Origin of the sequence: Solimicrobium silvestre, from assembly GCF_002976435.1 — a bacterium.
Classification (GTDB): domain Bacteria; phylum Pseudomonadota; class Gammaproteobacteria; order Burkholderiales; family Burkholderiaceae_D; genus Solimicrobium; species Solimicrobium silvestre.
This window is the reverse complement of record NZ_PUGF01000005.1, coordinates 77,453-102,180: the sequence shown is the minus strand read 5'-3', so window position 1 is coordinate 102,180 and position 24,728 is coordinate 77,453. Positions and strand designations below refer to the sequence as shown.

The 24,728-nt window shown below is 47.1% G+C and carries 20 protein-coding genes; 12 read left to right on the top strand and 8 right to left on the bottom strand.

Annotated elements, in window-relative coordinates; genetic code table 11:
• Positions 1-45 precede the first annotated feature (45 nt).
• Positions 46-453: an alternative ribosome rescue aminoacyl-tRNA hydrolase ArfB gene (arfB, locus tag S2091_RS07195; protein ID WP_105531119.1), complete on the top strand. Its 408-nt coding sequence runs from the start codon at positions 46-48 to the stop codon at positions 451-453.
• A 37-nt stretch (positions 454-490) separates the two neighbouring features.
• Here arfB and S2091_RS07190 read toward each other — a convergent pair whose 3' ends face one another.
• The 5 genes from S2091_RS07190 to S2091_RS07170 form a co-directional block, all read right to left on the bottom strand.
• Positions 491-1,195 carry a LytR/AlgR family response regulator transcription factor gene (locus tag S2091_RS07190; RefSeq protein ID WP_105531118.1) on the bottom strand — a complete coding sequence of 235 codons (705 nt, stop codon included), beginning with the start codon at positions 1,193-1,195 and terminating at the stop codon, positions 491-493.
• Positions 1,192-2,319: a sensor histidine kinase gene (locus S2091_RS07185; protein ID WP_105531117.1), complete on the bottom strand. Its 1,128-nt coding sequence runs from the start codon at positions 2,317-2,319 to the stop codon at positions 1,192-1,194. Before S2091_RS07185 ends, S2091_RS07190 begins: the two co-directional genes overlap by 4 nt.
• Entirely contained in the window at positions 2,316-3,200 is an 885-nt protein-coding gene (locus S2091_RS07180; protein WP_105531116.1) for an alpha/beta fold hydrolase, read from the bottom strand. The genes S2091_RS07185 and S2091_RS07180 overlap by 4 nt, the downstream gene beginning before the upstream one ends.
• 229 nt (positions 3,201-3,429) lie before the next feature.
• A complete protein-coding gene (gene gloA, locus S2091_RS07175) occupies positions 3,430-3,834 on the bottom strand; it encodes a lactoylglutathione lyase (RefSeq protein ID WP_105531115.1) in 405 nt (134 codons plus the stop codon).
• Positions 3,835-3,909: 75 nt separating this feature from the next.
• Positions 3,910-4,734 carry a class I SAM-dependent methyltransferase gene (locus tag S2091_RS07170; protein ID WP_243405341.1) on the bottom strand — a complete coding sequence of 275 codons (825 nt, stop codon included), beginning with the start codon at positions 4,732-4,734 and terminating at the stop codon, positions 3,910-3,912.
• A 520-nt stretch (positions 4,735-5,254) separates the two neighbouring features.
• On the opposite strand from S2091_RS07170, the gene S2091_RS07165 reads away from it, so the two are divergent.
• The 8 genes from S2091_RS07165 (at position 5,255) to S2091_RS07130 (ending at position 18,759) form a co-directional block, all read left to right on the top strand.
• Positions 5,255-6,574, top strand: a complete 1,320-nt coding sequence (locus S2091_RS07165; protein WP_105531114.1) for an MdtA/MuxA family multidrug efflux RND transporter periplasmic adaptor subunit — start codon at positions 5,255-5,257, stop codon at positions 6,572-6,574.
• Positions 6,575-6,576: 2 nt separating this feature from the next.
• Positions 6,577-9,741: an MdtB/MuxB family multidrug efflux RND transporter permease subunit gene (locus S2091_RS07160; RefSeq protein ID WP_105531113.1), complete on the top strand. Its 3,165-nt coding sequence runs from the start codon at positions 6,577-6,579 to the stop codon at positions 9,739-9,741.
• On the top strand, positions 9,738-12,854 hold the full coding sequence (locus S2091_RS07155; protein WP_105531112.1) for a multidrug efflux RND transporter permease subunit: 3,117 nt from the start codon (positions 9,738-9,740) through the stop codon (positions 12,852-12,854). The genes S2091_RS07160 and S2091_RS07155 overlap by 4 nt, the downstream gene beginning before the upstream one ends.
• Positions 12,855-12,864: 10 nt before the next feature.
• Positions 12,865-14,319 (top strand): efflux transporter outer membrane subunit, encoded by a 1,455-nt coding sequence (locus tag S2091_RS07150; RefSeq protein WP_105531111.1) that lies wholly within the window; start codon positions 12,865-12,867, stop codon positions 14,317-14,319.
• A 225-nt stretch (positions 14,320-14,544) separates the two neighbouring features.
• Positions 14,545-16,794 carry a TonB-dependent receptor gene (locus S2091_RS07145; RefSeq protein ID WP_105531110.1) on the top strand — a complete coding sequence of 750 codons (2,250 nt, stop codon included), beginning with the start codon at positions 14,545-14,547 and terminating at the stop codon, positions 16,792-16,794.
• Positions 16,795-16,986: 192 nt separating this feature from the next.
• A complete protein-coding gene (locus tag S2091_RS07140) occupies positions 16,987-17,682 on the top strand; it encodes a MotA/TolQ/ExbB proton channel family protein (protein WP_105531109.1) in 696 nt (231 codons plus the stop codon).
• Between the two features lies 1 nt (position 17,683).
• Positions 17,684-18,082, top strand: coding sequence for an ExbD/TolR family protein (locus S2091_RS07135; RefSeq protein WP_105531108.1), 399 nt, complete (start codon positions 17,684-17,686; stop codon positions 18,080-18,082).
• A gap of 8 nt (positions 18,083-18,090) precedes the next feature.
• The gene (locus tag S2091_RS07130; protein WP_105531107.1) at positions 18,091-18,759 is read left to right on the top strand and encodes an energy transducer TonB; all 669 of its coding nucleotides are present in this window, start codon (positions 18,091-18,093) and stop codon (positions 18,757-18,759) included.
• Between the two features lie 252 nt (positions 18,760-19,011).
• Here the strand turns inward: S2091_RS07130 and S2091_RS07125 are convergent, their stop codons facing one another.
• The 3 genes from S2091_RS07125 to S2091_RS07115 form a co-directional block, all read right to left on the bottom strand.
• Positions 19,012-19,686: a hypothetical protein gene (locus S2091_RS07125; protein WP_105531106.1), complete on the bottom strand. Its 675-nt coding sequence runs from the start codon at positions 19,684-19,686 to the stop codon at positions 19,012-19,014.
• 358 nt (positions 19,687-20,044) lie between these two features.
• A complete protein-coding gene (locus S2091_RS07120; RefSeq protein WP_105531105.1) occupies positions 20,045-20,782 on the bottom strand; it encodes a hypothetical protein in 738 nt (245 codons plus the stop codon).
• Between the two features lie 17 nt (positions 20,783-20,799).
• Positions 20,800-21,624: a MipA/OmpV family protein gene (locus S2091_RS07115; RefSeq protein ID WP_105531104.1), complete on the bottom strand. Its 825-nt coding sequence runs from the start codon at positions 21,622-21,624 to the stop codon at positions 20,800-20,802.
• Between the two features lie 428 nt (positions 21,625-22,052).
• On the opposite strand from S2091_RS07115, the gene S2091_RS07110 reads away from it, so the two are divergent.
• From S2091_RS07110 to S2091_RS07100, 3 genes are all read left to right on the top strand, one after another.
• Positions 22,053-22,742: a response regulator gene (locus S2091_RS07110; protein WP_423828231.1), complete on the top strand. Its 690-nt coding sequence runs from the start codon at positions 22,053-22,055 to the stop codon at positions 22,740-22,742.
• Positions 22,743-22,749: 7 nt separating this feature from the next.
• The gene (locus tag S2091_RS07105; protein ID WP_105531103.1) at positions 22,750-24,051 is read left to right on the top strand and encodes an ATP-binding protein; all 1,302 of its coding nucleotides are present in this window, start codon (positions 22,750-22,752) and stop codon (positions 24,049-24,051) included.
• 122 nt (positions 24,052-24,173) lie between these two features.
• Entirely contained in the window at positions 24,174-24,725 is a 552-nt protein-coding gene (locus tag S2091_RS07100; protein ID WP_243405340.1) for an FKBP-type peptidyl-prolyl cis-trans isomerase, read from the top strand.
• Positions 24,726-24,728: the final 3 nt, after the last annotated feature.

Sequence of the window (24,728 nt, the reverse complement as noted above, 5' to 3'; positions counted from 1 at the left end):
TTTGCTACAAAGCAATAATTAACTTAAAAAGAATTTTTTACTCCAATGACCTTATCAGAAATCAACATCCCACTTGCCGAGATTGAACTCAGTGCGATACGCGCTCAAGGTGCGGGCGGCCAAAATGTGAATAAAGTGTCTTCCGCTGTGCATTTACGCTTTGACGTGATCAACTCCAGTTTGCCAGACGAATTAAAACAACGCATTCTGGAATCAGGCGACCAGCGAATTACCAAAAACGGTGTCATCGTCTTGAAAGCCCAATCGCACCGCACGCAAGAACGCAACAAAGAAGATGCGTTGCAAAGGCTGCATGAAATAGTGCAAGAGGCTGCTTATGTGGCTAAAGTGCGCTATCCGACCAAGCCCGGCAAAGCCGCAAAAACGCGCCGATTGGATGGAAAAACGCAGCGCGGCCAAGTGAAATCATTGAGGAGTAAAGTGATTATGTAACGGAGCAGGAGATATCCCCTGGCATATAAAGTGGCACTTAAATCCGACTCAGTTCTTTAAATTCCGCCGCGCGCCGGCGCGACATTTCTACCGACAAGCCGTTTTGCAAAGTGAAAACCAAACCACTCGCGGCAGATGGGCCTATGTGCTCAACGAATTGAAGATTTACTATAAACCGGCGGCTGGCACGAATGAACTGGGTAGCATCCAGACGTTGTTCCAGTTGATTTAACGAGCGCAGCAACAGTGGCCGATGCTGATCAAAATACACGCGCGTGTAGTTGCCTTCCGATTCAAACAAGGCAATTTTTTCCAAGGCGACTAACCAGCAGCGCTCACCATCTTTAATAAAAATTTTACTGCTCGACGCCAGCAACGCTGGTTTGGCTTCATTAATCTTGCTACGAACCCGTTTTAATGCCTGCGTCAGACGTTCTGCACTGATCGGCTTTTGTAAATAATCGAGTGCATTGACTTCAAAAGCGCGCAGCGCGTAACTATCAAATGCCGTCGTAAAGATAACCTCCGGCACACTTTCTAACTGATCCAGCAAATCAAAACCACTCCCGTCCGGCATTTGCACATCCAAAAAAATCAGGTCGGGCTTATGCTCTTCAATGGCGCGCTGTGCTTCTTCGATATTCGCAGCTTCAGCCACAATTTCGCAATCAGCATATACCGCCAACAGGCGGCGCAATTCCATGCGCGCCAAGTGTTCGTCATCAATTAATATGATTTTCATGGTGTGGAAGGTAGAGGTAAAAGCAGCGTTGCAATAACCCAGCCATCTCTTTCTTCAATACCGATGCTGGCTTGCTCGCCATATAATAATTGCAGCCGTTTAGCGATGTTGTTAATACCGAGCCGGGTGGAATTGTTGGTCGTGATTATCGTGGCTAAGCGCCCCTGATTGGCAACCTGAATCTGCAGGTGCTTGTCTTGCCGCTGCACGCGCAACTCAATTTGGCATTCGCTGCTACGCTGTTCGACACCGTACTTGACTGCATTTTCAACCAATATTTGCAGCACCATCGGCGGAATTTCCAGCTGATCAAAGGCGGAATCCATCTGCTCAGTGACCTTAATGCGTTCGGCAAAACGGATTTTTTCAATGCTCAAATAACTGCGCACCGCTGCCCATTCCTGCGCCAGAGTGACAGTGGTCGTCTGACCTACTTGCAAGGTGTAACGCATCATATTCGACAATTGGTCGATCATTTCTGCCGCGGCATCAGCGTCGTGATAAATCAAGGCTCGAATACTATTCAAACTATTGAAAAAAAAGTGCGGATTAATTTGTGCCTGCAGAGCGCGTAACTCGTTTTCTTTGAGATAAATTTCAAGCTGTAGTTTTTCCAGCTCAGTATGTCGAATGCGTCGTCTGGAAAGTACGGTGGCATAAAATACTGTCCACGCTACAAAAGTGAAAATCCAAAATAACAGCGAAGAAGGTATCCAGGCCCAACCTTTGCTCATTCCGACTGGTTGTACCAACAAAAATGCACCGTACACCAGTAGCAATTGAATGCTTCCAATAACCACGATACCGATCACTATGTGCAACGCGTTGCGACTCAGTAGCGCCTGCTCCAGCAAGTGATGCTGACGTAAATGACGACGCCAACTATGTGACAAGGCCAGCCCGGCACAACCACCCCAAACAGCGATTAGGGTCAAACCCAACCATTCCGATGACGGCATAAAAAAGCTGTAACTCAAATTGAAGAGCACGATTAAGCCCCATCCCAGCAGTTGGCATAAGCCATAACGAAGCGCTGTACTGCCTGACGATGTGCCGCCTGAGTTAGCAGCAGTTTGGGGATGTGTGCCCGGGTAACCGGGCACATTCAAGCTAGTTAGTTTCACTTCAAAAATTCATCCATTTGAGCAAACATCCATTGTGGGTCGTCATACATAATAAAGTGGCGGGCAGTATCCGCGAAGGCAATTTTAACGCCTGGCAGTTTTTGATATTGCATTTTAAACGTGTTTTCAATGGCCGAGCGCGGCGCATACTCCTGATAAGCAATCCAAGTGCCCAGTACCAGCGTCGGCGCTTTAATCTGTGCGATATCATCACGTAAATCAGTCGCCATTAATTCGTACATGGCATTGATGACCGTGTTTCTATCAGAAGCTGCGCCCCACCCCATAACACGCTCAATATCGGCCGGCTTGCTGACCATGCTGGTAACTGCCATGCGGCGTGAAGCCAACGCCTGGGCAGGGTCGCTCTGCCGCATGTTGTCGCGCATATTGGCTGCTGCTCCTTGCAGTTGTTCTTTGGTGACGCTAGGCATTTGCGTAGCGCCCAAGGCTGGCAAGGAGTCAACAATCACTACTTTACCAACCTGCTCTGGATGTTGCGCGGCAAATTGCATGGCTAAAAACCCACCCAGACTATGCCCGACGATGATCGGATGGTCGAGTTTTTTATCACTGATATAACGTGACAATTCTTTTTCAGCGCTACTAAACAGCGGGGTATCTACCGCAGGCTTACCGGCGAACCCTGCCAGGGTGATAACGATACATTGATAGTCTTTGGCATAGTGGGCAACGGTGCTGTCCCACACTTCACCTGATGAAGCTAAACCGGGAATTAATATCATCGGCTTGCCTGAGCCGGTAACCTGAATATTCAACACACTATGCGAAACATTGTCCTCTGCATATGCCTGACAAAACAACCCGAATAACATCAAACTGGCTAAGCACCGTACGACTGAGTAAAAATGGTTTTTCATGGGTATTTCCTCCTGTGAGCAGCCAGTTTAGTGTTGACAGCGAGGGCAATACCAGCGATTTGGGTTGAGTGGTCAATGGCGAGGATGAATGGTTGCAGGAAGCGGTAATGTATCGCTTACGCCCACTTTTTCAATGCGCAGCAGTACCCCAATCCTGCTACCAATAACCCTCTAGCCTCCGAGGAAACCAGAGGGGGAATTCCACCGAATTGGTAGTATTTCTGACGAGCTAATCGATGCGCGATCCATCAGGATTGCGTTCGATCAATTCAATTTTATATCCGTCAGGATCAGTGATAAATGCAATCACTGTTTTACCGCCTTTTACCGGCCCAGCTTCACGCGTTACATTGCCGCCGGCAGCTTTCGCAGCAGAACAGGCTTCGACTGCATTTGCCACTGCAATCGCAATATGGCCGTAAGCTGTGCCCAACTCATAATTATCTACGCCGTAGTTGTAGGTCAGCTCTAATTCAGCATGTTCCGGATTAGTGCCGTAACCGACAAAAGCCAGGGTGTATTTATATTCTGGGTTTTCTGTTACACGCAATAATTTCATCCCTAATACGTTGGTATAAAAATCGATTGAACGTTGTAAATCGCCTACCCGTAACATCGTATGTAATATCCGCATCACTGTCCTTATTTAAATTTACTTCAATTTATAGCAGCCGCCAGCAAAGTAAGCAGCTGCTATGCATCTCATTTTTTATTTTACAAACTTCAGCGTCATACGATCACTTTCACCGATATCAGCATAACTTTGACGGTCCGCGTCTTTATTAGCGTAGGTTGGAGGCAACGCCCATACCCCGCCTTTATGGTCAGCGGTGTCTTTAGGATTGGCGTTAATTTCTGATTTTGCGACCAGTTTAAAGCCTACGCTTTCCGCCAATTTAATCACATACGCTTCAGATACGTAGCCCGTAGACGCGTTCGCATCTTGCACCTTGCCTGCTGGTAAGCGGTGATCAACTACGCCGAAAACGCCGCCTGTTTTTAAGCTTGAATACACATGTTTAAACAGCTGCTTCATGTTCTCGTCACCGCTAATAGCCCAATTATGGATATTTCGGAAGGTCAGCACCATGTCAACACTGTTATTCGGCGCAAAATTTAATTTGACTGGTGGTTCAAAAATAGCCGTTTTCACTTTGTCGAAAACAGCTGGATTATCGTTTAATTTTTTCTGAAATTTCGCATAGCTATTTCGCCCATATTCACTCTCAGAAACAGGGTCTTGCAAAGCTTCAATGAGCTGGCCTTGTGGCTTTAAGTAAGGCGCTAAAATTTCGGTATACCAACCAGCACCAGGCATTAATTCAACCACCGTCATGGTTGGCGTGATGCCAAAAAACTGCAACACTTCTTTGGGATGACGCGCGGCATCCCGGCTTTTATTTACATCGGAACGATGTGCTCCATCAATCGCTGTTTGTAAAGCTTCATCCGCTAACACTGTTTGCGAAAAACCAAGACAGAGTAATGCGGTGAGCAACGTAGGTAATAATCTCATTGACGGAAAACGTTTCATGGTGCGACTCCAATTAATGACAACGGTTGGCTTTGCAAAAGTTATTTTGACAAAGAGGGGCAAGCAGGAAGGTGGCAGCGGACAGATTCTGACATGGCAGTGATACTAATGAAAAAAAACACATTGGGCAATACGCTAATTATGACAAATTCAATCGCAATAATTAATTAAATAAAATTACAAATAAATAAGTAATTTAGCCTTTAAAAGAAAAATCAATTTCCCTGGAACAATTTTATAAATAGGCAGTCGAACCCCGTCAAGAATAAACACGTGAATTCCTGATGAGGGTGAGAAGTGCCATAATCACGGCAGTCAAAGTGTGAAAATACAAGCAGGTATGTAACAAGCACTATACAAAGAATTGTTTGCCAGCAATTCTCAATCCAGTGTCTAATAACGCATCTTTTTATAAGCTAACTCATATATACAAACTCTTCTGTTTGCCCGCAATATGTAAACAGTATTTGAATCTTGAACAGATTCTTCCAACTTTCAAAGTGATCTTCCTTTAAATCCCATGAACAAAATCACGCCTTCATCTACTAATTCTTCACCATCCACAAAATCCTCCAACAAATGGCTTTGGCTCTTAGCGCTAGTTATTATTGCTGGCGCTGGTGCTGTGTACTTTTCCAAATCAGCGAAAAGCGCCAAAGATGGCGGCGCAGCATCCGCGAGTGCAGATGGAGGCAAACATGGCGGAGCTAATGCGGCAAAACCGATACCGGTCGTAACTGCATTAGCTAAAACGGATGACATTAACGTTTATCTAAATGGTCTAGGCACAGTAACACCACTCGCTACCGTAACTGTTAAGTCACGTATCGACGGCGAAATAATGAAAATTTATTTCACCGAAGGTCAAATGGTTAAACGCGGTGACGTATTAGCAGAAATCGACCCCCGCCCTTACCAGGCGGCATGGACTCAAGCCGAAGGACAACTGATGCGCGATAAAGCGTTATTGGCTAACGCCCGGATCGACTTGGAACGCTATCGTACTTTACTTAAGCAAGACTCGATTGCTTCGCAGCAGGTAGATACTCAACTCGCATTAGTAGATCAGTATGAAGGCACCGTAAAAGTAGATGAAGGACTTCTTGCAACCGCCAAACTCAATCTTGTTTACTCTAAAGTAACCGCTCCAGTTTCTGGTCGTGCTGGCCTGCGTCAGGTTGACTTGGGTAACGTCATACATGCATCCGATAGCACCGGTATTGTCATCATCACCCAGTTACAACCTATGTCGGTGTTGTTTACCCTACCGGAAGACAGCATTCCAGCTTTGCTGAAGAATCTTCAATCAGGTAAAAAAATTGCGGTAGATGCTTATGATCGCGCCTTTAAAGAAAAAATAACTAGCGGTGGATTACAAACCATTGATAACCAGATTGACCCAACCACGGGCATGGTTAAGCTCAAAGCAGAATTTGCCAACACGGATTTAAACCTGTTCCCTAGCCAATTTGTTAACGCTAAATTACTGCTTGAAACCAAACATAATGTCATCACCGTACCGAGCTCCGCCATTCAACGCGGCAGATCGAGCAGCTTTGCCTTCGTCGTTGCGGCTGACAGTACGGTTAGCCAACACACGGTGGTAGTTGGCACCACTCAGGGCGATAAAACTGAAGTGGTTTCTGGCTTGCAAAGTGGTGACATAGTGGTGATTGACGGCGCAGACAAACTGCGTGACGGTGCCAAAGTAGACACGGCCAGCAATACTGATGCGGCAAAAGGAGATAAAGGAAGCAAAGACGGAAGCGGCAAACATAAGCATGCAGCATCGGCATCGGCATCGGCTTCATCCAGCAGTTCAGCAAGCGCGCCTAACTAATCATGAATTTATCCCGCCCCTTTATTGAAAGGCCAGTCGCCACCGCGTTATTAATGGTGGCACTGCTGCTGGTTGGCTTAATGGCCTACCGTTTGCTGCCTCTTTCTGCTTTGCCGGAAGTAGATTACCCTACGATTCAAGTCGTTACGTTATATCCGGGAGCAAGTCCCGAAGTCATTACTTCGTCGATTACAGCACCCTTAGAGCGTCAGTTTGGACAAATGCCAGGATTAAACCAAATGTCGTCCAGCAGTTCTGGCGGCGCGTCGGTCATTACCCTGCAATTCAGCCTCGCGCTGAGCCTGGATGTGGCAGAACAAGAGGTACAAGCATCGATTAACGCCGCCGGTAATTTATTACCGGTGGATATTCCGGCTCCGCCGATTTACAACAAGGTTAATCCGGCAGACACGCCAATTATGACCTTGGCACTGACTTCAAAAACACTCCCGTTACCGCAGGTACAATCGTTTGCCGATACCCGGTTAGCACAAAAAATTTCGCAAGTATCCGGTGTCGGTCTGGTCAGCATTTCAGGCGGTCAACGCCCTGCGGTGCGGGTTCAGGTCAACCCAACGGCACTCGCTTCGTATGGATTAAATATTGAAGATGTTCGTACAGCAATTGGCGCTGCGAATGTGAATCAGGCAAAGGGCAGCTTCGATGGCCCTGCCCGTGCATTCACCATTGACGCGAATGATCAGTTGAAAAGCGCCGCTGAATACCGCGATGTGTTTGTCGCTTACCGCAACAACGCGCCAGTGCGTTTATCCGATGTGGCCGATGTCATTGAAGATGCTGAAAACGTTAAACTCGCTGCCTGGGTCAATGACAAGCCGGCGATTATTTTAAATATTCAACGCCAGCCTGGTGCGAATGTGATTGACGTGGTGGATCACGTTAAACAATTATTACCGCGATTAAAAGCCGCGATTCCTGCCGGAATTGAAGTCAGTATTCTTAGCGACCGGACTGACACGATTCGTAGTTCAGTCAAAGACGTGCAGTTTGAATTAATGCTCTCGGTTGCCCTGGTGGTGATGGTGATTTTCCTGTTTTTACGTAATCTGGCTGCCACCATTATTCCAAGCGTTGCCGTGCCGCTTTCCGTCATTGGTTCCTTCTCCGTCATGTATCTGGCTGGCTTTAGCTTAAACAATCTGAGCTTGATGGCGCTCACTATTTCTACCGGCTTTGTGGTCGATGATGCGATTGTGATGATTGAAAATATTGCTCGCTATATTGAAGAAGGTGAAGAACCGTTAGCAGCTGCGATCAAAGGCTCCAAGCAAATTGGCTTTACCATTTTGTCGCTGACTATTTCCCTAATCGCGGTATTAATTCCCTTGTTGTTTATGGGTGATATCGTCGGCCGCCTGTTCCGCGAATTTGCGATTACCTTATCAGTCACCATCGTCATTTCCGCGATTGTTTCACTCACCTTAACGCCGATGATGTGCGCCAAATTATTACGCCACACACCAGAAGACCAGCAAAGCCGTTTTTATCATGCATCCGGTCAGTTTTATGAGCGCGTTATTGAACGTTACGGCGTTTGGCTGAATTGGGTATTGGAACGTCAAACTGCCACTTTACTGGTCGCAATTGGAACGTTGGTATTAACGGTGCTGCTCTATATTGTGGTGCCTAAAGGCTTTTTCCCATTGCAAGATACCGGCGTAATTCAAGGCATTTCCGAAGCACCGCAATCGATCTCATTCCCAGCCATGGCTGATCGTCAACAAGCCTTAGCCAAAGTTATTTTGCAAGACCCTGAAGTGGAAAGCTTATCGTCCTTCATCGGTGTCGATGGCGTCAATACCACCTTAAACAGTGGCCGGATTCAAATCAACTTGAAACCACATGATGATCGCGAACACAGCGCGGCAGAAATCATCCAGCGTTTGCAAAAAAAGTTAGCTGACGTGGAAGGTATCTCGCTTTACATGCAACCGGTACAGGACTTAACGATAGAAACCCGGGTTAGCCGGACGCAATATCAATTCTCAGTAGAAGATGCCGACCCAGAACAGCTCAGCACTTGGACTCCGAAATTAGTTGAAGTGCTTAACAAGCTGCCTGAACTGCGCGATGTAGCCAGTGATTTACAAGATCAGGGCTTGCAAGTTGCTCTCACCATCGACCGCAGCACCGCTGCACGGATGGGAATTACACCAACGGCGATTGATAGCACGTTATATAGCGCATTTGGTCAACGCATTGTTTCGACTATTTTTACCCAGACAAATCAGTATCGGGTTATTTTGGAAGTGAAGCCTGAATTCCAGATTAGTCCGGCAGCGTTAAAAAATATCTACATCAGCGGCACCAATGACACGCAAGTTCCTTTGAGCGCCATTGCCAGCATCACGGAGAAACATACGCCGCTGGTCATCAACCATATTGGTCAGTTCCCGGCCAATACGGTGTCATTTAACCTGGCTCCCGGCGTATCTTTAGGGCAAGCGGTTGAAGCGATTAATAAAGCCAAGTTGGCCGTCAACTTACCCGCCTCAACACAAATTAATTTCCAAGGTGCGGCACAGGCATTTAATGCGTCGCTGGGTAATGAACTGCTATTAATTTTAGCGGCGATTGTGACGGTATATATTGTCTTGGGCGTGCTGTATGAAAGCTATATTCACCCTATTACCATTCTTTCTACATTACCTTCAGCTGGAATGGGCGCGTTATTGGCATTGATGGCATTTGGTTCTGATCTGGGCATTATTGCGGTGATCGGGATTATTCTGCTGATCGGGATTGTCAAGAAAAACGCCATTATGATTATTGACTTTGCGCTAGATGCAGAGCGCAATCAAAACATGTCTCCTCGCGACGCGATTTACCAAGCCTGTTTGTTACGGTTCCGCCCGATTATGATGACCACCATGGCCGCGTTATTAGGCGCATTACCACTGATGCTGGGCGGCGGTGTTGGCTCTGAATTACGTCATCCGCTCGGTATTACGATTGTGGGCGGTTTAATCGTTTGTCAGGTGTTAACCTTATTCACCACCCCGGTAATTTATCTCGCCTTTGATCGCTTGGCGCGCCGCATTAATCCTCAAGCCAGCTCCCGCCTTGAAGAGAATGAGGAAGAAGAACAGCCAGACGAATTGGAAACAAAGTTACCAACTCAGTTACCGCCAGCACGCCCAGAATGAATATTTCCTCTCCTTTTATCAGACGGCCCATCGCAACCACCCTACTAACAATAGGCGTTGCGTTGGCTGGTATCGTCGGATTTTCCCTGCTTCCGGTATCGCCGATGCCGAGCGTTGATTTTCCAGTTATTTCCGTCTCCGCAGGTATTCCCGGAGCTAGCCCGGAAATCATGGCAACTACGGTGGCAACGCCGTTGGAACGGTCACTTGGGCGCATCGCCGGTATTAATGAAATGACGTCATCAAGTTCGCTGGGATCCACGTCGATTACTCTGCAATTTGATTTAAGTCGTGACATTGACGGTGCTGCGCGCGACGTACAAGCAGCAATTGCTGCTGCCCGGGTGGATTTACCAGTTACCTTAAAAACCAACCCGACTTACCGCAAAGTGAATCCGTCTGATGCGCCAATTATGATCTTGGCGCTCACCTCGGACACCATGAATCAAGGTCAGATGTATGACATTGCCTCAACCACCATGCAACAAAAACTGTCGCAAGTTGAAGGCATTGGGCAAGTCATTGTTGGTGGCAGTGCTTTGCCAGCAGTACGTATTGAGCTGAACCCACTGACATTAAACAAATATGGCATAGGTCTGGAACAAGTACGAACTGCCATTACCAGCACCAATGCCAATACACCCAAAGGTACTGTTGAAGAAGGTGACAAACAGTGGCAAATTTTTACCAATGATCAGGCCAAAAAAGCGGTCGATTACATACCCCTGATTGTCGGCTACAAAAACAACAACCCAATTCACCTAAGTGACATCGGCAACGTAGTCAACTCGGTGGAAGATGTTCGCAATGCCGGTAGCGCCGATGGCAAACCAGCGGTATTGCTGATTCTTTTCAAACAACCCAACGCCAACATTATTGAAACTGTTGATCGAATTCGTTCCGTCTTGCCGCAACTTAAAGCATCAATACCGAGTTCCATCGACATGACGGAAACCTTGGATCAAACCACCACGATCCGCGCTTCCCTGCATGATGTTGAGCGTACTTTGGCCATCTCCATCGGCTTAGTCATTTTGGTGGTGTTCTTATTCTTGCGTAATGTACGCGCCAGCATTATCCCTTCTGTTGCGGTGCCTATTTCCTTATTAGGTACTTTCGGGATTATGTATTTATGCGGCTATAGCCTTGATAATTTCTCGTTAATGGCGCTCACGGTTTCTACCGGCTTTGTGGTGGACGATGCGATTGTGGTGTTAGAAAATATTTCACGCCATATTGAAGATGGCATGACTCCCTGGCAAGCCACTTTGCGCGGTGCGCGTGAAGTTGGATTTACGGTTTTGTCGATGAGTATTTCATTAGTAGCCGTGTTTATTCCCATGTTGTTTATGGGCGGCATAATCGGCCGGATCTTCCATGAATTTGCGGTTACCTTATCAGTTGCGGTGTTGGTGTCTTTAGTGGTGTCAATTTCAACGACGCCAATGATGTGCGCCCGATTATTAAAGCCGCATAATGAGCAAAAACACGGCCGGATCTATCAAGCCAGTGAACGTGCTTTTGTTTGGTTACAACAAAAATATGCCAACGGTCTGGATGTCGCTTTACGTCACTCACGCATCACGCTGCTCACGATGTTTGCAGTCATCGGATTAAATGTATTTTTATTTACAAAAGTGCCCGGCGGTTTATTTCCAAGTCAGGATACCGGCATGATTATGGGCTCTATCGTGGCCGATCAAGCCACTTCATTTCAAGCTATGTTACCCAAGTTATCAGCCTATATTGATGTGGTAAAAGCTGACCCTGCGGTAAAACATGTGGTTGGATTCACGGGCGGCAGTCAAACCAATTCAGGAAGAATGTTTATCACCTTAAAGCCCTTGGATGAACGCAAAATTAGTGCTGACAATGTGATTAACCGGCTGCGTGGCAAACTGGCCGCTATTCCCGGTGCTACCCTGTTTTTACAAGCGCGCCAAGACATTCGGGTGGGTGGACGTTCCGGCAATGCCTTATACCAATACACCTTGCAAGGCGACGACTTGAAGGAACTGGATAAATGGTCACCCAAAGTTTTACGCGCCTTGCAAGACTTACCGCAACTGGCTGACGTCAACTCGACGCAACAAGATAAAGGCTTGCAAGTTACCTTAAGCATAGACCGGCCTACCGCATTGCGAATGGGCGTAACGCAGACCAAGATCGACGCTGCCTTATACGATGCGTTTGGCCAGCGTCAGGTGTCCGTCATTTATGAAGCGCGTAATCAATATCATGTGATTATGGAAGTCTCGCCAGAATATTGGCAGCGTCCCGAAACTTTAAGCAGCATTTTTGTCACGTCCGCTTCTGGCACCTTGGTTCCGCTGTCCTCTTTTGCAACATTCGAGCCAACTACCACTACGCTAAACGTTAACCACCAAGGACAATTCGCAGCGACCACCATGTCATTTAACCTGGCACCGGGCGCAGTATTAAGCGATGCAGTTACAGCGATTGATGCGGCAACGGCGAAGCTCGGATTACCGGCAACGATACAAGGCAGCTTCCAGGGAACTGCCAAAACATTCCAGGACTCGTTAAAAACAATGCCGTTTTTAATTGTGGCGTCGCTACTTACTATTTATATAGTGCTTGGTGTGTTGTATGAAAGTTTGGTACATCCGATCACCATTTTATCTACCCTGCCGTCGGCCGGAGTTGGCGCTTTATTAGCGTTGCTGCTGGTTAAAATGGAACTCAGCATGATGGCTTTCATCGGCATTATTTTATTGATTGGTATCGTCAAGAAGAACGCCATTATGATGATCGACTTCGCACTAGTGGCGCAGCGCATCGACAAGAAAACACCGTTTGATGCGATCAAACAAGCTTGTCTGCAACGCTTCCGCCCTATCATGATGACCACTATGGCAGCCTTGCTAGGTGCGGTGCCACTGGCTTTTGGCACCGGCACTGGCTCAGAATTACGCCAACCGCTTGGAGTGACCATTATCGGCGGGTTGATCGTCAGCCAGCTCCTGACCTTATTCACGACACCGGTCGTTTATTTATATATGGATAAGCTGCACGCACTGGGGCAGCGCATTAAGGCGCGCAGGCACGCCCATGCTGCGCCTGCGATGCCAACCCAAATAGAACCTAGTTGAGGAAATAATCATGATTTCTAAAAAATTTATAGCAGAAAAATTTGTATTGGCTAATGCAGTTGCTCTGGCATTGATTTCGTTGAGTGGATGTAATGTTGGCCCGGATTATGTGCGCCCAACGACGCTGGCAGAAGCAGGCATTCCAAAAGAATTTAAAGAGAACTGGAAAGCAGCACAGCCGCAAGATCATGAAATTCCAGCTAAATGGTGGACCATATTTAACGACGACAATCTCAATACCTTGATTGAGCAAGTCGCCACCTCCAACTTAACTTTAGCGCAGGCCGAAGCAAATTACCGGGCAGCCAGCGCCTTGGTCGACAATGCCAAAGCAGCGTACTTCCCTAGCCTGACGGGTAATTTAAGTAGAACTCGCAGCAATTCTTTAATGGCCGGCACCACCACCGTAAATTCAGTCGGTGTTGCAGCAAGCTGGGAAGTAGATCTGTGGGGCAGCGTCAGGCGGGCTGTAGAAGTGCAGGAAAACACGGCGTTATCCAGCTTTGCCAATGTGCAGGCGACTCGCCTTTCCATGCAATCACAGCTAGCGCAAAACTACTTTCAATTACGGGTACTCGATGCGCAAAAAGAATTACTTGAACGTACAGTAGAAGAATATCGCCGTTCTTTAACGCTCACGCAAAACCAATACAAGTCTGGCGTAGTTGCCACCGACAGCGTTCTGTTGGCGGAAACTCAACTACAAAGCACGGAAGCGCAAGCTTTAGAAGTCGGTATTCAACGCGCCCAGTTAGAACACGCTATTGCTATCTTAATCGGAAAAACTCCTGCTTCTTTTTCCATTGCGGCAATTCCCATCGGAACCACCGCGTATATGCCTGAGATGCCAGAAATTCCAGTCGGCGTGCCGTCCAGTTTATTGGAAAGACGTCCTGACGTCGCGGCATCTGAACGCTCCGTCGCGGCTGCCAATGCGCAAATTGGCGTAACCAAAGCCGCCTATTTTCCAAACTTGACACTAGGTGGATCTGGCGGCTACCAAAGCAGCACATTGGCGAATTGGATCTCCTTGCCCAACCGAGTTTGGTCAGTTGGCCCGGCTCTTGCCGCTACCCTTTTTGATGGCGGTGCCAAACGCGCTCAAAATGCGCAAGCAGTTGCTGCGTATGACGCCAGCGTTGCCGGTTATCGCCAAACTGTGCTGGTTGCTTTTCAAAACGTCGAAGACAACCTGGCCTCGCTGCGTATTTTAAAAGACGAATATATCGTGCAAAATGCGGCCACCATTTCTGCCCGCAAGGCCTTAGCCGTCACGATGAATCAATATAAAGCCGGTACCGTCAATTATCTGAATGTGGTAACCGCGCAAACGACAGCACTCACCAATGAACGTTCTGAATTAACCATCACTAATTCACGTTTAATCGCCGCGGTACAACTGATTGCCGCTTTGGGTGGCGGTTGGAATGGGTTAGATAATAAAGATAAAGTGGCTCAAAATTGAGTCATAACAGCAGTTAATTCGCTAAACAAAACAACGGAGTACGCTGCAAAACTTACAGCGTACTCAGTTTTTTATTTGGCTAATTAAGAATTGAAATGAAAATTATTCTCATTTATCAAAAATAATCAAGATAAATAGTAGCTCGTCATCAAATCTTCATCCGCATGTAACTTCCTTGAAATAAAGCAACATTACCATTTGCGTTTTCTTTCAACGGAGTTTTTGATGAACCAGTTTGACCTGAAGCCTTGCGCTTTAAATGTTATTCGTGCTCTCTCTGTAATGTGCCTTACTGCGCCTATGCTCGTGCATGCACAACAAACGACTGATTTGGGTGTGGTTGGCGCGAATGGTACTGCAACAAACAGTCCAGCACCGGTAACTGAAGCGTCAAAAGCCGCGTTGTCACAAGGCTCGTTGGATGCGCGTTCAGCTCAATCCGTTGTTAGTGCCGACTTCATCGACAACTTCATGTCGCCGGTGTCTGATTTCAGCCAGGTATTTCAATTAACACCCGGCGCATTCAGCTACAGCCCGAACGGTGTCGGCCAAGGTAACGCTGCTACTACGATCCGTGGCTTAACTGACAGCCAATACCTAGTTACTTTTGACGGCATTCCATTTAACGATACTAACGGCGTCAGCCATCATTCCTATGTCTATTTTCCGGCCATGGAAATCGGCGGTGCAGTAGTTGATCGTAGCCCGGGAACAGCGGCAACTATTGGTCAGGCAACATTTGGCGGTTCGCTCAATTTATTGTCACGTAATTTAGAAACAGCACCTCGCACCAGCATCACTGGTTCTTACGGTACATGGGATACCGGCCTGGTTGTTCTGGAACATGAAACCGGTCAATTTGGCCCAGAAGGCGCATCCAATTTATTAATCAATGCGCAGCAAATGACGTCAGATGGCTACCAAACATATAACCATCAAAATCGCGAAGCGTTTTCGGGCAAATACCAATACATCGTTTCTGCAGATACAGTCGTAACGCTTTTTGCTTCCTACATGGACGTGCGTAACAATCAGTTAGATGCAGGTGCTCCGACTCGCGCACAAGTTGCTCAATTCGGCGACAACTACCTCAATAGTAACGATCCAACTCAGTCGAATTACTACGGCTACAATTTTTACAATGTAAAAACCAGCTTCCAATACATCGACGTTGCTTCTAACTTAGGTAACGGCTGGAAGTTAGACAATAAGTTTTACAACTACGGCTATCACAATCAAGAAAATATCGGCGGCGCGGTTCCACAAAGCACTGCAAAAGTTCTCGCCACTGCCAATGTTCCTGGTAACGACACCGGTATTGACAAGCTCAATTCCTACCACACTACCGGTAATATCCTGCGCGTTAGCAAAGACACCGATCTGGGTACTTTCCGTAGCGGAGTTTGGCTGGAGTATGCCAACAGCGACCGTCATCAATACAACTCAAATGAGTTAGATAGCTGGCAAGATGAAGTAACGCCACGCTTTAGCGAAACCTATCAAACAACGACATTGCAACCGTATGCGGAATTTGAATTTAAGGTAACCAACGACCTTAAAATCACTCCAGGTTTGAAGCTGGCTGATTACGAACAGAACTATGACCATCTGCAAGATCTTAAAAAAGTGGGCTTGCTCGGCGGTACATTAAACAAAACAACCGGTGTTACTACAGGTGGCATGCCAGATGTGACCAACAGCGTAAATTACCACGACGTATTACCAACATTGGATGTGCATTATCAGTTGCAACCTAACTGGTCGACTTATTTCCAGGCAGCGCAAGGTGATTTAATTCCACCAACTTCCGTGTTCGACGTTCCTTACGCCAAAGTGGCCACACCACCAAAAGCACAAAAATCGACCACCTACCAAATCGGCACTGTCTATAAAGCCGACAAGTTTACGGTTGATGCGGACGTGTACCACACCAAACTGGATAACAGCTATTCATGCGCTACCGATCCAACTGATATCACTACACAAATTTGCGTAGCCAGCGGAACAGAAACAACCCAAGGTTTAGAGCTGGAAGGCACTTTATTGCTTGGCGGCGGCTTCAGTATTTATGCCAACGGCACAGTAGGTACAACTAAGTACAGCACTGGTCAATGGGTAGCTGGCGCACCATCTGATGTAGAAACACTGGGCTTTATTTACGCAGACGGCGGCTGGAATTCTTCCATCATCGCCAAACGGGTAGGCAAACTGTACAACGATGGCGCAGCTGCCGGTGACGACAGCTACACCATTAATCCAGTAGTGTTGACCAATATGTTTGTCAACTACACGGTCAAAAATCCAACTTCGTTTGCCAAAGCAGCGAAGGTACAACTGGCCGTCAACAACCTGTTTGATAAACATAACATTACCGGCATTTCCGGAAGCGGTTCTGACTCAAACCCGTTGGCTGGTGATTTTATTACGATGCTGCCAGCACGTAGCGTAGCTTTAACGGTGACTGTCGATTTCTAATCAATTAGGACTTACGAAAAACCGCTCCAGCGGCGTTACGCTCTCCTTGCCGTACTAAAGTACTGTCTGCGTCAGCGTGCCTTGCCGGAACAGTTTTGCGCAAGTCCTATCAATACAATTGATTAGCTAGTTTGTTCGTTTGTTCGGTGAGCTTGATTCCAAGCTCACCATTTTTACATTGATGACTTGAATATGAATATCTCTTACTTAGTTGAACTCGCCAACGAATCTGGCGGCATACTTTACTTAATGCTGGTGCTGTTACTGGTTGCATTAACCGTCATCATTGAGCGCACCCGCCATTTAGGTTCGATGGAAAAAGGCGGCGCCAAATTGATTAATATGGTTAAAAAAGAAGCTAACCACGCTGAACAAATCGACCTCCCTAAAAAATTATCACACCTGCCGCACGCACGTTTATTCAATGTGTTGCGTCATGACGCATCTACTTCCTCTACGCCTTCTGTGCCACTTTCCGGCGAAGCCTTAATCGGCCATTTAGAAGAAGCCATCATGCATGAAGTACCTGCATTAGATCGTAGCTTATGGGTGTTAGACACCGTCATTACACTGGCCCCGCTACTCGGATTATTCGGCACCATCATCGGTATGTTTAACGCTTTTCATGTTCTTGGCGACGCGCAAAATGGCGCGGCACAAGTTACTGGCGGTATTGCTGAAGCGCTAGTATCAACCGCCTGCGGTTTATTAATCGCCATGATCGGCCTGGTATTTTTTAACGCCTTGCACAATCGTGTACGGATTGTTTTACATCAGCTGGAAACATTAAAAATCATGCTGGTGAATCGCCATCCAAACACAGTCGCAGCGGCAACACCGCCAGTCAGCGCACAAGTAGAATTAATTCGCACTCCAGCGAGGGCTTAATATGCGTTATTTAGAAACTAAAAAGGCCCGGATTGAGATCATTCCCATGATCGACATCATGCTGTTTTTGCTGGTATTTTTTGCGATGCTCACCCTGCGCATGATCCCAGCTTCAGGCCACGTCACTAAACTACCAACCAGCTCCACGGCGGCCACCATACCGCCACCGAAATTGCTGGTTGAAATTACTGCCGACGGCTCTTTGTTAGTAGAAACCAAGGTACTCAATGCTGAACAGTTAACGACCTTATTACGCCAACGTGGCAGCAGCAAAACCGCTGTCACCATTGCAGGTAACGAGACCGCGACCTTACAGCAAGTCATGAGCGTGATTGATGCAATTAAACTCGGCGGAGCGACCGAAATCGGCATAGCAACACGCCACGATGCGGGGAAATAAGAATAGTTATGTCTTCCCCAAAACAAGCTAAATCACTGCAAGCATTCGGGTTAGCGGTGGCAGTGGAAATTGCACTGGTTGCTGGCGTTGCGCTTATTCTCGCCAGCAGCGCAACAATTCATGCGGCTCACACCGAACCCGTGTTACTGACACTGGTAGCAGATGAAACTCCGCCTGAAAAACCTGCCGAACCAAAACCGGAAACTAAACCCCTTCCAGTGAAAGTGGTCACAAAAACCGTCGCACCAAAAGTGCCGACACCGCCGACGCCGGTAACGACTCAAATTACACCACCCGAAGCGGCGGTTGAATCGGATGTACAGACAGCCTTTGCTGAGCCGGCACCGGCCAAAGCCGCTCCACCGATACCCGCACCCAGCACCGGCAAAGTAGATCCGAACGCCGAATACGCGGCTCAAGTACATGCCGCGGTACAGGCGGCTTATTATTATCCGCCAGCTGCCGCTGCAATGCATTTTTCTGGACGTGTCAGAGTGGAGTTTCAATTGCGCGATGGGCACGTAGTGGAACCACGCGTATTGAAGTCATGCGGCATCGCCCTGTTTGATAAAGCCGCATTACAAGCCGTACAAAGCGCACATTATCCAGAGCCCCCCACCGCATTACGTGGAGAAGATTTACATTATCAAATTTGGGTAGAGTTATCGACGCGTTAAGGTTGTTTTGAATTAGCTGATTTATTAGGGGCTCCTTGCGAGCCCCTTCCTTTTAGCACGTGCTAAAGGCAATTGAAATTGATCCGGCCAAGATTAAAAAAGCCGGGTCAGCGGATTACTATCCCTCCTCCAACCCGACTGTGAGACGCGCCACAAAGTCGAAATAAGAGACCGACTACAATTTAAAATCAAACATGTCGGCCACAAACGTAATGTTGATCTATAAAGTCGCTGGCTGGTTATCAAACCGGACTAGAACGAATACCCGACGCCTACCGATACATTCAATTGCGCCGCATGGCGACCAAAGTCAGAATTAACCCGGCTCTGTTCTGCGCCGACATCCGCAAGAAGGGCACTATTTTGTGCGCTATTCGTAGCAGCCAGTGTTGTTTTTCCGGAACTTATCAGGCTCAAATTAAGCCCGGTCATCAAGCGCCATCCAGGTTTGTTGGCAGGAGCCGAATCCCAGCCTATACCAATTTGCGGTATCACTTTGTTGAATGTGGATGTGGCCTTCAATTGTCCGACCGTATTGGCAGAGTAGGTATTGCCGTTGATGATGTAGTTACCGGAGCTATTTGGAGTTGCGATCGAATTGTATGATTGGTCGTTGCTAAAGCCTAAACCGCCACTAACACGAAAACCACTGCCGGTAATTGGAAACCAATCAACCAGTACATTGAGCCGGGTGCTGGCTTCAGATTTAATGTCATAGTTATTGTTGCCGAAATTATGCTGATACACGGGAGAGCCTACCCGATCAACATCGGCGCGGACAGAAAAATTGTCATTGATAACTCTGCCAAAACCAGCTCCGATTCCCTGCCCAATAGTGCCGTAGACAAAATTGTCGTCTGCACGGGCTGTGTTTGCGCTAAGCAGAATGAATGGCAACAGGACAGCAGCGGTGTAATGTAATTTCACGATATTTCCTTTTTTGATTGGGTTGAAAGAGGCTCTAGATTAAAGTTATTTTTTTAAAGAATCCTCTTCATCCTGTCGCTCGATAGTCGTCAATTTGTAAAATTTGTCATTAAAATGTATGGCAAGTTAATTTACGTCCATGACATGTCAGCAATCCGTCACGTTGATAACGTTTTGCGTAAGAAAAAAATTGGGTAAATTCAGTGAGGTTGAAAAATTGCTGAGAAATCGAAGTGTGAAGATGGTTGCGAATTGCTCGCGAAACGCACATTTCGTCAATGCGGATTTATAACGCAGAAGTGAACGGCCTGTCCGATCATAGTGCCGTTGAGCCAGCCATCATCGGCTGACCGTTCAATCATTCAATGATGGCAGTAATTGCAAGCGGCACATTACTCGATATGATCTGTCCCTTCTCAGTGCCACCAATAAATTTATAAACACCGACTTTAAACATATTGAAATTATCTTCGTTAAATACACTACCGTCAGAAAGCGAAATTGATACGGGATTCTGATCGTTTATTTTGGCCTTCAGACTAATATTATATTGATCTTTGAGATACGAGAATTTAACTCCAATACATTGCTTGAGCGTGTAGCGCAACAAATCCTGATAGCGTAAATAATGCAATACCTGGTCACAGGCGCTGCGTAAATCGCTTACATCGTACACGCCGTCAGGGCGGGTAAAAATCGAGATCCGATATTCAAACGTCACTGAGTTATCAGGCCGGTTAACGCGCAGCTCGGCATTGTCATCATAGGCAGTTTTGAGCATCGGGAAAATTGCTCTGCCTATCGGATCCAGCAACAAATTCAAATGAGTGTTTTTACCTTCAAGGATTAAGCGCAATCCATCCATGGATGTTTTTTTATCGGTAACGACCACGCGCAAATTATTCTGAATAAATTGTTTGGGCCCGCCGTATTTTTCGAAGCGTATCATCTTCAAATACGCGTCGCGATAACTGACCCATGCACCGTCTTTAAATTCTCCCAGGTCGGTCGCCTGCGCCAGCGCGGTCAGGCTGAAGCAACATAAAATAAATGCGACCAGATAACGGGCCACAAGCGGGAATTGTTTGATATTCATTACAATTAGATCTTCAATTAAAAGCGGTAAGCCAAGCCAACAGATATGGAACCATTGTTTTCATTCTTAACCTGTTTTGTTTCGCTGACATTACTGGTTAAATGCGAAGCATAAAGGCTGGAATTAAGTGTCCATGCGCTACTAAAACTCCAGCGCCAGTTAACGCCAAAATGCACATCTTGCACACCAGCGGAAGGTGTGTACGCCGGATAGCCGTACTCGGCAGATTGGTCAGGCGAAATCCCGAATTGAGTGTTGGCAAATTTCTGGTTGCCGAGCACGGTGCCAACGCTCAATGCCAGAGATTGATGATCAGTGATGGCGAAGCTTTTGATCAGATTCAGGTCGTCATACTGGCCGCCCTTGTACTGGCCGAAGTAATAAAGTAGTTCGTTGCTCAGTTGAATATCATCAGCAATTTTATAATTTAAAAAGCCGCCGACAAAAGGCATCCAGTCTTTACCTTTGTTACCTCCATCACTATCAATAAACGAAGCACGATTACGTCCGACTCCAAGCAGAACGCCATAATCCAGATTGCCAGTCGAATTCAAATGCATTCCGATTTGATAGGTGTCATAGGGTTTCCAGGTATTGATCGATATCAGGGCGCCATTGCTCCATTCCCGATGTACATTAATGGCCAATTCTGATTCCATTTCGGTGGATCCCTGGTACTTGGGAATTTCCGCCAGATAGACGCCAACATAATTATCTTGACTGTGTTCGGGCAAGGAATCATTGCTCTGTATTTGTTCAATAAACAGATTATTGGGCAAGTTGGTTTGAGCATGTGCAGCATCAAAAGCAAGCAACAACAAGAGCAAAAATATTTTTTTCATATTATCAATTTATTAGTGACTTGGAAATTTTAAACGCATTCTAGCAGCGTACCCGGCTTGCCCAAAACCAAATTGCGCAGAAATCAGACCTATCGTTAAGTTAAATCTGTATTTTTTTAGCTCGGCGTGGCTGATGTGACCGCAAGTTAAGGCTGCTCAGCTTTGATCATATTCACAACCTGCTAAAAGCGGCACTGAACGGTTTCATCCGTTAATACGATCTCCAAAGAATTCAACAGCCAGGAAGATTTCTGACTTAGAAAGTATGAACAGGTTAGCCGTTTTCCAGCCGGCTTTCCCCCTGCTCCTGTCACGTATTTGTGTTGGTATTGTGCAGAATGTCATTGAATTGTATTTGGTTATTTTTTACGAACAGGATTAGTAAAGTTTCTTATACAATGCTGCACTGGATTGCAAAAAGGATACTTATGTTTAGAGTAATGTTAATAGAAGATGATCCTAAACTTGCTTTGTTGGTGTCGGATTATCTTGCACGTTATGAATTTTCTGTCGTAGTAGTTGAGCGCGGTGATCAGGCATTAGCGCAGTTTAATGAATGCGAACCAGATATCGTAATTCTAGATTTGATGCTGCCCGGATTGGATGGAATGGTAGTATGCAGCCAGATACGTCAGGTCAGCAAAGTACCGATTCTGATTCTAACCGCACGTGAAGATGCCTTTGATGAAGTCTCAGGACTTGAACAGGGCGCAGATGATTACGTCAATAAGCCAGTTCAACCGCGCGTGCTGCTGGCGCGCTTGCGTGCCTTGCTGCGCAGAGTGCAGGACAATCCGACCGTCGCAGATATCGATGCATTAGGTTTTGGCGCACTGCATATCTCCAAAAGTAACCGCACAATCCATTGGCGTGACCAGCCGGTTACATTAAATAGCGCCGAATATAAATTATTTATTTTGCTGGCAGAATCGGCCGGTCAGGTTTTATCCCGTAATGATATTTTAGTGAAAATGCGCGGCATCGAGTTTGATGGCTTGAATCGCAGCATAGACAACATCATCTCCAGACTGCGCCGCAAATTTGACGACGCAGATTCAGAGAAAATTAAAACCGTGCGCAGCGAAGGCTATTTGTTCAGCCCTTCCGCCTGGAACTAATTGCAACATGAACCGACTGCTCCCCCGTTTTATTTTGCTAGTACTGCTGTCCGTGACGGTGGCATCGGTGGCGGTGTATTTTGCGATCAGCTACTGGTTTGGTGACCCGCTGGAAGAAATCGCGCGCAAACAATCCGCCGCGCAAATTTTTTTGCTAGAACAATTTGTTGACAAAGCTCCGACCGATGAATGGTTGGTCAGGCTGAACAAAGTACGGGAAGTATCAAATATCAAACTGGAATTGGTGCCATTAAATTCTGTGGTGCTCAGCGCAGTAAAAACCAAACAGCTGTTAAAAGGTGAGGTGGTGCTGGATGTACCGGGCAAAGCTTTTTATCGCCGGGTGGACCAGGACGGTGAACGCTATATCGGCAGCGCAGAAGATGTGATCCATGTGCAGGGATTGCCGATCAATGTCGGCTTAACCCTGCAAATGGAAGCATTTCGTTATGCCATCGTAGCGCTGTTCCTGCTGATACCGATTGTGTTCTGGTCACGCGCACACTGGCGTGCCTTGCAGTCATTGTCAACAGCTGCCGACCAATTCGGCGAGGGGCAGTTCGGCAAAAAAATCGTCATGCATGAAAATGCCACAATGTACCCGCTGGCGCAATGCATGAATCTAATGGCCGAGCGCATAGAAAATTTATTGAGCGCACACCGAACTCTGTTGCATTCCGTGTCCCATGAATTGCGCACTCCAATTGCGCGGCTGGGGTTCGGTTTAGAATTGCTGCGTGAAGAATCGGGTGGTGATCAATCCAGAATCCAGGCTATGGAGGCGGACATTGATGAATTAAATGCACTGGTCAATGAATTGCTTAACCTGACCAAACTCGACCATCAGCAGTCATTGAAAGCCGCCAGCTTTTCTGTGCAGAACATGCTGGAAGAGTTGAAAAACACGGCATTGTATAGCCTGAACGGAAAGCAATGCAGCATACGCTATGCCGATAATTTGGGCACCATCATTGCCGACCAACGGATACTGACGCGCGCGCTAAGCAACCTGATTTTCAATGCCGTCAAATACGGCAACCAGCAAATTTTGATATCAGCGCACGCCTTGTCAGATGGCGCGATTGAATTTGCGGTGGAGGATGACGGCCCCGGCATTCCTCCTAATGAGCGCGTAAGGGTGTTTGAACCTTTTTATCGGCTCGACCAAAGCCGCGACCGTAGTACCGGCGGCTTCGGTCTCGGATTGGCGATTGCACAAAAAGCGGTACAACTGCACGGATCAACCATTCAGATCTCCGAATCTGCGTTGAGCGGAGCGAAGTTTTATTTTGTGATCGCCAGACAGTGAAGCGCAGGCTGGGCTTGAACAACCTGACAATGATCGATACGTTCTAAGGCCACCAACAGAGTTGCGCCATCCTTCAATGAACTTGCTTTATAATTCTTTCACCCAAATAACAGGTAAAAAATATGAACCATGCACAACAGCTACGCGCAATGATCGTCGTGCTAACTCTCTCCGTTTGCGCTTTTCAACACAATGCCATCGCCAAGCAGCAGGAAACTACGACGCCAGTGAATCAGGCTTCGGAGCAAAGTGTCGAACCAACGGTAGCGCCCGAGCCAGTTCCGGCGCTGGCCCCAACTCCGGCACCGGCACCGGCACCGGTTCCAACTCCAGCACTCGTCATCAAAGACACAAAAATCGGCAAGGGAGCTGAAGCAGTGGCAGGCCAAGACGTTACCGTGCATTACACGGGTTGGCTGTATGATGCCAAGGCCAAAAAATTTCATGGCAAAAAATTTGATAGTTCACGCGATCACGGCCAACCATTTAAATTCCCGCTTGGCGGACATCGCGTGATTCAAGGCTGGGATCAAGGCGTAGTTGGAATGAAAATTGGCGGCAAACGCACCTTAATTATTCCTAGCGAATTAGCTTACGGTACGCGTGGCGCTGGCGACGTTATTCCGCCGGGCGCCAAACTGGTTTTTGATGTTGAACTATTGGCAGTGAAATAGTAA

Excerpts from the sequence above, each read along its gene's own strand:
- arfB (WP_105531119.1), top strand. The coding sequence starts at position 46 with ATGACCTTATCAGAAATCAACATCCCACTTGCCGAGATTGAACTCAGT.
- S2091_RS07190 (WP_105531118.1), bottom strand. The coding sequence starts at position 1,195 with ATGAAAATCATATTAATTGATGACGAACACTTGGCGCGCATGGAATTG.
- S2091_RS07180 (WP_105531116.1), bottom strand. The coding sequence starts at position 3,200 with ATGAAAAACCATTTTTACTCAGTCGTACGGTGCTTAGCCAGTTTGATG.
- gloA (WP_105531115.1), bottom strand. The coding sequence starts at position 3,834 with ATGCGGATATTACATACGATGTTACGGGTAGGCGATTTACAACGTTCA.
- S2091_RS07170 (WP_243405341.1), bottom strand. The coding sequence starts at position 4,734 with ATGAAACGTTTTCCGTCAATGAGATTATTACCTACGTTGCTCACCGCA.
- S2091_RS07165 (WP_105531114.1), top strand. The coding sequence starts at position 5,255 with ATGAACAAAATCACGCCTTCATCTACTAATTCTTCACCATCCACAAAA.
- S2091_RS07160 (WP_105531113.1), top strand. The coding sequence starts at position 6,577 with ATGAATTTATCCCGCCCCTTTATTGAAAGGCCAGTCGCCACCGCGTTA.
- S2091_RS07155 (WP_105531112.1), top strand. The coding sequence starts at position 9,738 with ATGAATATTTCCTCTCCTTTTATCAGACGGCCCATCGCAACCACCCTA.
- S2091_RS07150 (WP_105531111.1), top strand. The coding sequence starts at position 12,865 with ATGATTTCTAAAAAATTTATAGCAGAAAAATTTGTATTGGCTAATGCA.
- S2091_RS07145 (WP_105531110.1), top strand. The coding sequence starts at position 14,545 with ATGAACCAGTTTGACCTGAAGCCTTGCGCTTTAAATGTTATTCGTGCT.
- S2091_RS07140 (WP_105531109.1), top strand. The coding sequence starts at position 16,987 with ATGAATATCTCTTACTTAGTTGAACTCGCCAACGAATCTGGCGGCATA.
- S2091_RS07135 (WP_105531108.1), top strand. The coding sequence starts at position 17,684 with ATGCGTTATTTAGAAACTAAAAAGGCCCGGATTGAGATCATTCCCATG.
- S2091_RS07130 (WP_105531107.1), top strand. The coding sequence starts at position 18,091 with ATGTCTTCCCCAAAACAAGCTAAATCACTGCAAGCATTCGGGTTAGCG.
- S2091_RS07120 (WP_105531105.1), bottom strand. The coding sequence starts at position 20,782 with ATGAATATCAAACAATTCCCGCTTGTGGCCCGTTATCTGGTCGCATTT.
- S2091_RS07115 (WP_105531104.1), bottom strand. The coding sequence starts at position 21,624 with ATGAAAAAAATATTTTTGCTCTTGTTGTTGCTTGCTTTTGATGCTGCA.
- S2091_RS07110 (WP_423828231.1), top strand. The coding sequence starts at position 22,053 with ATGTTTAGAGTAATGTTAATAGAAGATGATCCTAAACTTGCTTTGTTG.
- S2091_RS07105 (WP_105531103.1), top strand. The coding sequence starts at position 22,750 with ATGAACCGACTGCTCCCCCGTTTTATTTTGCTAGTACTGCTGTCCGTG.
- S2091_RS07100 (WP_243405340.1), top strand. The coding sequence starts at position 24,174 with ATGAACCATGCACAACAGCTACGCGCAATGATCGTCGTGCTAACTCTC.